At 45.2% G+C, this 8,384-nt stretch carries 7 protein-coding genes; 1 reads left to right on the top strand and 6 read right to left on the bottom strand.

Translation table 11 applies throughout. From position 1 onward, the window contains the following. Window positions 1-54: 54 nt before the first annotated feature. The 6 genes from AB4583_RS05560 to AB4583_RS05535 all read right to left on the bottom strand — a co-directional run bounded on the left by AB4583_RS05560 (window position 55) and on the right by AB4583_RS05535 (window position 7,343). Complete coding sequence (locus AB4583_RS05560) at window positions 55-864, bottom strand: SDR family NAD(P)-dependent oxidoreductase (protein ID WP_102394239.1); 810 nt, start codon at window positions 862-864, stop codon at window positions 55-57. Window positions 865-1,150: 286 nt separating this feature from the next. Beyond that, a complete protein-coding gene (gene glpD / locus AB4583_RS05555; protein ID WP_372116703.1) occupies window positions 1,151-2,710 on the bottom strand; it encodes a glycerol-3-phosphate dehydrogenase in 1,560 nt (519 codons plus the stop codon). Window positions 2,711-2,980: 270 nt separating this feature from the next. Continuing rightward, window positions 2,981-3,766: a DeoR/GlpR family transcriptional regulator gene (locus tag AB4583_RS05550; protein WP_229648093.1), complete on the bottom strand. Its 786-nt coding sequence runs from the start codon at window positions 3,764-3,766 to the stop codon at window positions 2,981-2,983. Between the two features lie 260 nt (window positions 3,767-4,026). Next, the gene (gene glpK, locus AB4583_RS05545; protein WP_372116701.1) at window positions 4,027-5,547 is read right to left on the bottom strand and encodes a glycerol kinase GlpK; all 1,521 of its coding nucleotides are present in this window, start codon (window positions 5,545-5,547) and stop codon (window positions 4,027-4,029) included. 59 nt (window positions 5,548-5,606) lie between these two features. Beyond that, window positions 5,607-6,461 carry an MIP/aquaporin family protein gene (locus AB4583_RS05540; protein WP_004732234.1) on the bottom strand — a complete coding sequence of 285 codons (855 nt, stop codon included), beginning with the start codon at window positions 6,459-6,461 and terminating at the stop codon, window positions 5,607-5,609. Between the two features lie 450 nt (window positions 6,462-6,911). Beyond that, entirely contained in the window at window positions 6,912-7,343 is a 432-nt protein-coding gene (locus AB4583_RS05535; RefSeq protein WP_372116699.1) for a PACE efflux transporter, read from the bottom strand. Between the two features lie 130 nt (window positions 7,344-7,473). On the opposite strand from AB4583_RS05535, the gene AB4583_RS05530 reads away from it, so the two are divergent. Continuing rightward, window positions 7,474-8,361 (top strand): LysR family transcriptional regulator, encoded by an 888-nt coding sequence (locus AB4583_RS05530; protein WP_372116698.1) that lies wholly within the window; start codon window positions 7,474-7,476, stop codon window positions 8,359-8,361. The last annotated feature ends 23 nt before the right edge of the window (window positions 8,362-8,384 follow it).

The raw sequence follows: 8,384 nt of genomic DNA, 5'->3' as shown, positions 1-8,384 counted from the left end.
TAGTCACGTAGGGCTTTTTCTTGGAATCAGAAAATCATTTGAGCATAGCTGTCATTAAGAAAGCGTTGCTTTGATGATCTCTTCAATTTTAGCGACAACTTGTTGTGACTTATCGCCGTAAATCGCATCTGGGTGCGGGTTAGCAAACGTGTTGTTGTCGTTATCAAAGTATTGACCGCCTGCTTGTGCGAACTCATCAGACAATGATGCGCGAACCAGAATATCAGAACCGATGCTTAGGTCGCCGCCTGCAATGCCATAAGCGTCTTTCACCATCTTGCTGCCTAGTAACGAAGCTGGGTTGACAGCAACCACCATTGGCCCCGTAGAGCCTAACTCTTTTGCCATCTCACGAGTCCACATAGTGATCGCAAGCTTGCTTTGTGCGTAAGCGTCACCATCAGACATTGGTTTCTTACCTTCTAGCGCTTCGATGTTCACTGCTGCTTGCGCGGCTGAAGACAGGTTCACCACTCGGCTAGATGCATCGAGTACAGGTAGCAGACGTTTAGTCAGATGGTATGGTGAAATGGTATTCACAACAAAACGAACATCTAAACCGTCTTTAGTGATTGGGTTCGGAGTGTTGAACACACCTGCGTTGTTGATCAGTACATCAATCTTATCGCGCTCAGCAATTACTTTGTCAGCCAACGCATCCACATCAGCCAGAACAGACAAGTCTGCCACGTAACTTTGAATTTTCGCTTCCGCAGAGATAGCCACAAGTTGCTGCTCTACGTCTTTGAGTTTGCTTGGGTTACGTCCATGCAATAAAACGTGGTGACCTTGTTGAACAAGTACTTTTGCCGTTTCGAAGCCGATACCATCGGTAGAGCCTGTGATCAGAATAACTTTTTGCATGGAATAGATTCCTTATTAAAGCGCTGACATGGTGAGCGTTTTTAAATGTGTCGTTTCATTGAGGTAAAGAATAGCAACCTTTTATGAAGTTGATAATCAACCGGATTAATAAAACACTATTTAGTTTTTGTTGAAAATGGGGGGAGTGAACAAAGCCTCAGTCCGTGCGAAGGAGACGATCAATCGAGTTCTTAGGTCGGAATAGCAGGCAATAAAAAAGCTTAGCGCGGGGGACGCTAAGCTTCGTTGTTAAGTATGTTCTTGAACCATGCTTAGGCTGGTGGGGTTAGCCTACTTGAGAAAAGCTCACTACCTTGCTTTGTAGTTTCTCTTTCAGGTAATCCGTCACCGCTTGCTGCTCGGATTCGCTCATGTATAAGCCAAGTTTGGTTCTGCGCCACAAGATGTCTTCGTCAGTCATCGCCATCTCTTCATTAATCAAGTAATCGATTTCAACTTGATAAACGCCATGGGCTTCGCTTGAGAACTGGATGCCAAGGTCAGCTTCGCTATTTGCGCCTTCCAATAGTTTCCATGTGTAAGTACCAAATTGAGTCACGTAGCGAAGTAATAACGCTTCAGATGCCCAAGGGTATTTCGTGTGGATCATCTTCGCAAGCTGCTCTCTGCTGCAACTAAAGTTACCGCCTGGAAGCGTGTCGTTCGCTGTCCATGGTGCGCCCATGTTGGTTAGGTGTGGTTCTAGCTTGTTCAGTGCCGCTTCGCCGAGTTTACGATAAGTGGTCAACTTGCCACCGAAGATCGAAAGCAGTGGTGCTTGATCTAGCTCTGCGTCCAATTCCAATGTGTAGTCACGAGTGATCGCTTGTGGTGAATCAGATTCGTCGTCACAAAGCGGCCTTACGCCACTGTATGTCCAAACCACGTCTTCACGGCCAAGCTGTTTAACAAAGTGCTGGTTAACGATATCAATCAAGTAATCTACTTCGAAATCATCAATTGCGACGTTACGTGGGTCGCCTTTGTATTCAAGGTCGGTAGTGCCGATGATCGAGAACTTATCTAGGTAAGGGATCATGAACACAATACGATTGTCTTTGTTTTGCAGAATGTACGCTTGTGGTTCGTCGTGAATGCGTGGCACAACAATGTGCGAGCCTTTGATCAGACGAATATTACGAGGCGAAGCCTGCTCTAACCCATCATCAAAGAACTGCTTAACCCAAGGGCCTGCAGCGTTAACAAGCGCTCTTGCTTTGCGTTCAAAGCGTTGGTTTGTCATCACATCAAGGATCGTCACATGCCAAATACCACCTTCGCGGTGCGCTTTTTCAACACGGCAGTAGTTACGTACTTCTGCGTTGTTTTCTTTTGCTGCCAACACGTTGAGCAATACCATACGAGCATCATCAACCCAGCAATCTGAGTATTCGAAGCCTGTCTTCATTTCTGGTTTCAGTAGCCCTGATTTTGCTAGGTTGACTGTCTTACTTCCAGGAAGAGTGGTGCGCTTACCCAAGTTATCGTAAAGGAATAGACCACAGCGAATCATCCAAGCTGGGCGTAAAAATGGTCGATGAGGTAAACGGAAACGCATTGGCTGAGCAACGTGAGGCGCTTTTCTTAACAAGACTTCACGTTCAGCGAGTGCTTCCGAAACCAAACGAAATTCGTAATGTTCAAGGTAGCGTAGGCCACCGTGGATAAGCTTTGAGCTAGCAGAAGACGTCGCAGACGCGAAATCATTTGCTTCGTATAAGCCAACGTTTAGACCACGACCTGCTGCATCTGCCGCGATGCCTGCACCATTGATGCCGCCGCCAATCACGATCAAGTCTAAAGTGGAAGATGTACTGTTGTTTGAATTATTTTGTTGAGCACTCATGGTTTTGACCTCTTTCTGAGCGAACGAGCATTTTAGAACATAATTGAATCCTATATGAACTTTCGTTTGCGGTCATTTATTATTTTCGTTTATGCGCGTTTTATGTGATTTGGGCATAAAAAAACCTCTGCTTATGAAAGCAGAGGTTCAAATAAGACTAATTCGAGCATAGAAGCGACAGTGACAGCGAGCAAGTTTTACTTTATTAACTTTTCTATAAAGAATGGTGATTCATTTAAGAAAGTGGCGTCACTGAGCTCTTATGTTTAGTTATTCGCTCATAGGACGAGCGGTATCGATCACTTCTAATGGTATTGCCGAATCTTTAAGGATGTTGAGAATCTCTTCCGGTGGCTGCTTATTAGTAAACACCATGTGGGCCTGAGAGATATTGCCGAGCTTAACCATCGCGTTACGACCAAACTTACTGTGGTCGACGGCTAAGAAGATGCTGCGACTGTTTTCGATGATGGCTTGTTTTACACGAACTTCGTGGTAATCAAAATCGAGCAGTGAGCCATCAAAGTCGATGCCGCTGATGCCTAAGATGCCGAAATCGAGGCGGAACTGCTTTACAAAGTCGAGTGTCGCTTCGCCAACAATACCGCCATCGCGGTTACGTACTTCACCGCCCGCCAAGATAACCTTGATCTCTGGGTTCGGAAGAAGGATGCTGGCAACGTTAATGTTGTTAGTCACGACTCTGAGTTGTTTGTGGTTCTTGTTCAGCGCGCGCGCCACCGATTCTGGCGTAGTGCCGATATCAACGAACAAGGTTGCACCATCTGGAATGTGTTTTACCAGCTCGTCGGCAATCACATCTTTTTCATTGAAGTTGAGCGCTTTACGCGTGTTGTAAGAGGTGTTTTCTGAGCTAAGAGGAATGGTTGCACCACCGTGATAACGACGGATTTTGTTGCTATCGGCCAGCTCATTGAGATCTCGTCTGATGGTTTGTGGGCTGACATCGAATTTTTCAACGAGCTCTTCTGTGCTCACATATCCTTGTGTTTTTACCAGGTCTACAATCTGCTGGTGTCTTGGTATCTGCTTCACTTAACTTACCACTCCCTGCACGCTATGGGCTCTAGCGCGTCACAATCGAAAATATTAACTCGCGCTATTGTGCTCGAATTGATGAGGAGAGAGAAGTAATGATAGTAAGGAATTATGTCCAAACCGCAAAAACGTTGATCAAAACATGAAAAATTGGCTCCAAACGCAAAAAAGAGCACAAAATAGTGCTCTTTTTAGTTTCGTTTACTGAGGAACGAACAATTCAATCGATAAGAGAGTGATTATTCGAACGCTCGATTTTACTCTTCGTCGTCATCGTGCAGTTCAGACCAAACTTGTGCACACTTGATAGCACGCTTCCAACCTTTGTAACGGCGGTTACGCTTTTCTTCATCATGGTGTGGCAAGAACGTACGGTCTAGTACTGCTTTGTCTTGAAGCTCATCGATGCTGTCCCAGAAACCAACTGCTAGACCAGCAAGGTATGCTGCACCCAGAGCCGTTACTTCAGTTACTTCAGGACGGTGAACTTCTGTATCTAGTACGTCTGATTGGAATTGCATTAGGAAGTTGTTCGCTACTGCACCACCATCAACACGTAGGTTTGCTAGCTTGATGCCAGAGTCCGCTTGCATCGCATCCAATACGTCACGAGTTTGGTAAGCAATACCTTCCAGTGTTGCACGGATGATGTGGTTAGAGTTAACACCACGTGTTAAGCCAACAATCGTACCGCGAGCGTAAGCATCCCAGTATGGTGCGCCTAAACCAGTAAACGCAGGGACTACGTAAACGCCGTTTGAAGAATCCACTTTCGTTGCGAAGTACTCAGAGTCTTCTGCGCCAGCCAGTAGTTTCATTTCATCACGTAGCCATTGGATTGATGCGCCGCCCATGAATACTGCACCTTCCAGTGCGTATGCAGGTTCGCCTTTAGGGCCACATGCCAGTGTGGTTAGAAGGCCGTTTTTCGATGTGACTTTCTCTTGGCCTGTGTTCATTAGAAGGAAACAACCAGTACCATAAGTGTTCTTAGCTTGGCCTGCTTCTACACACATTTGACCGTAAAGTGCAGCTTGTTGGTCACCCGCAATACCCGCGATTGGAATACGAGTACCGCCTTTACCACCAAGGTTCGTTTGACCGTAAACTTCAGAAGAACGCTTCACTTCTGGCATCATTGATGACGGGACCCCCATTTCATCAAGTAGCTTTTGATCCCAGCATAGGTCGTTGATGTTGAACAACATAGTACGTGACGCGTTAGTGTAATCCGTAACGTGAACACGTCCTTGAGTCATCTTCCAAACCAACCAAGTATCAACCGTACCGAACAGTAGTTTGCCAGCTTCAGCGTCTTCGCGAGCGCCTTCAACGTTGTCTAGAATCCATTTTACTTTGGTACCTGAGAAATACGGGTCAAGGACTAAGCCAGTATTGTCACGTACGTAGTCTTCTAGGCCACGCGCTTTAAGGTCTTCACAGATGTCGGCAGTTCGGCGACACTGCCATACGATGGCGTTGTAAACCGGTTTGCCAGTTTCTTTGTTCCATACAATAGTAGTTTCACGTTGGTTGGTGATACCAATGCCGGCTAGCTCATCGCTGCGAATGCCTGCTTTAGCCAAAGCTTCAACCAATGTAGAGCTTTGAGTCGCCCAAATTTCCATTGGATCATGCTCAACCCAGCCAGCTTTAGGATAAATCTGGGTAAACTCTCGCTGAGAAGAACTGACGATATTTGCATCATGGTCGAGAATTACGGCGCGTGAACTTGTTGTTCCTTGGTCTAGGGCAACAATGTATTTTTGCTCGGTCATGGTAAGAGTCCTTTTTCTTTTGTTATTTATATTTTAGTAAATGTAGGGTCGCTTAGGAATTAAGCTTGAGCTTGTTCAGCTTCTTCTTCTGTTTCACATTGGTTTGGAATTGTGCAGCCTTGGCCTTCTACTGGTAGGTAAGCACCGATAACACGTGGGTACAACCAACCACCAAAACACGCACCAGCAATTGGAGCAAGAATTGGAACGATGAAGTAAGGAATATCACGAGCACCGCTTAGTGCGAAATCCCAACCTGCAAAGTAAGCGAACAGTTTTGGTCCGAAGTCACGAGCAGGGTTCATTGCAAAGCCAGTCAGTGGACCTAAAGAACCACCGATAACCGCGATAAGAATACCGATCAGTAGAGGGTTCATTGCACCGCGAGATGCGCCGTTGTTCTCATCACCTAACGCTAAAATGGCAAACATCAACACTGCAGTAATCACGAATTCCACAGCAAAAGCGCCGAAGAAAGAAAGTGAAGCATGTGGGTAAGTCGAGAAGATACCAGCAGTTGATAGTGCGTCTTGGCTGCTACGAACGAAGTTATGTGCGATTTCGTAGTCAGTAAATAGGTTGCTGTACAGGCTGTAAACCAATGCTGCAGAGCAGAAAGCGCCAAGCAGTTGCGAAATGATGTAAGGCACCACTTTTGCTTTATCAAAGCCATGGAACATGGCTAGTGCAATCGTTACGGCTGGGTTGATGTGTGCGCCTGAAACGCCGGCAGTACAGTAAATTGCAATCGCAACACCGAAGCCCCAGATGATGCTGATTTCCCATTGTCCGAATGTCGCACCAGTTAATACCAGAGCGGCCACACAGCCAACGCCAAAGAATATGAGTAATCCTGTACCGATAAATTCAGCCAAGCATTGCCCAAATAAAGAAGGGTGTTTGTTTGTTGTCATGTTCGAGTCCTTTTTAGTTTTGCTTATCTAGCACGTGTATTGTGCATATATTTGCGAACTCGAAAATAAACGAACATCAAAAGTGAGCGTTTGAGCATAAAATTGTTAATTAAAGTCACTTGAAATGTTAATCCGAACACTTTTGCTCGAAAAAGATGCTCGCATGAACGTCATTGCTCGAATTGATAGGTTGCGAAGCCGCTCAAACTACCTATATGTAAATGAATGCGCAACTGGTACGAGGAGTTTATGTTTGGATTTGTGATGCTGATTCTCGAGTGGTGGTTTATTAAACTTGGATCTTGTGGACTTATCCGGGGTCTCAAATGTTGGAAAAGCGTTAACAAACAAGGATGTACTTAAGCTATGACAAAAAATGCCAGATCCATACTGAATCTGGCAATTCGTTTTGTTTATCGCTCGGTGATGATATTTGAGCGAATCGGTGAATTAATTTAAAGCGTTAACTTTGCCTTGTGTAACAAAGTAGTCTCTTACTGAATCGTACGCCCAGTTAAATCCGATAGCGTAGAGTACAAAGAAAATGACTAGGCCGATGTCCATAATCAATACGGTTAGGAAATCCAGCTTCAACACCCACATCAAGACTGGTAGCGTCACTGTCATTAAACCAAGTTCAAACCCCAATCCGTGTAAAACTCGGGTTTTCTTCGTTCGTTTTGTTCTGTCTGCCCCGAAGATTTTGTCGTAGCCGTAGTTGTAGACGTAGTTCCAAGCCATTGCTATTAGCGACATCGCAAGTGCTAACCCCGCCATTTCCCCAGCTCCATTGCCAGTAATGTAGGTTGCTAGCCCCGCCATCATGATCAGTGCGAACACTTCAAATAGCACCATGTGCAACATGCGTTCTTTATGTGACATTTTTCTAACTCTCTTTACGATTAAATAGCCGCCGATGGGCAAATGACTTGGCTAGATAATATCTACTTAAGTGATAATATAAAGATAGTTAGCATCACATCTTGTGATAGTAAGATTTGGGAGAAACCGAATGTACAACATTGAACAACTGAAAATGTTTGTGTATGCCGTTGAATTAGGGTCATTTTCTGCCAGTGCTCGTCATTTGGGGAAGGTGCAGTCGGCGGTGAGCCAAGGCATCAGTAATCTTGAAATAGATTTTAATGTTGAGCTTTTTGATCGTTCGACTCGAAAGCCTTCACTAACCAAAGCGGGCGAGCAGTTATTTAAACAGGTGAAAGCGATCGTGCTTCAGGTTGAAGATCTGAATGTGACGGTTAGTGCGATGGGCAGTGGTGAAGAGGGGCTCATCAAAATTGCATTAGATGATTCACTATTGGTCCCGAATCTATCTAAGATCTTTAGTCAGTTCAGTCAACAATTCCCTGCGACTGAAGTGGAACTGGTTGCGTGTACCACGACAGAGGTCAATCCGTTAATTATCGAAGAGAGGGCCGACATTGGATTAATGTTTACTAACTTGGCTTTTGATGTCGGTTCTGAGCCTTGCTTTATCGGTCACTTACCGTTTATTGCTGTGTGTCATCCAAGTCATGCGCTCGCAAAAACAGGTGTGGCGAAACTCTCTGACTTACTCCCGCATCGTCAGTTAATGTTGAGGGGAGACAAAGGTAAGGTGATGGATCAGTTTCCGCTGATTGCCGGAAAGGTATGGTGGTCAAACAGCTTTATCGTCATTAAAGAGATGATTCTTGGTAGCGATATCGGTTGGGCATACTTACCGAAACACCTTGTTGAAGAAGAGCTTATTAAACAGCGCTTGGTAGAGGTGAATGTGTCATTCGATCACAAAACATGGTCGCCGCCCGTTGATCTTGTTTTGTCTAAAACACGTTCGAAAGGCCCAGCATTGCTTTGGCTTGAACAAGCATTGAAAGGCCTATTAGACGAAACGTAAGCTGGGCGAGACTTAAATTGGGT

Source organism: Vibrio sp. 10N.222.49.C12 (assembly GCF_041475025.1).
Lineage (GTDB): Bacteria > Pseudomonadota > Gammaproteobacteria > Enterobacterales > Vibrionaceae > Vibrio > Vibrio crassostreae_C.
The sequence above is the reverse complement of the archived record's forward strand: the minus strand, read 5'-3'. Positions and strand labels throughout refer to the sequence as shown.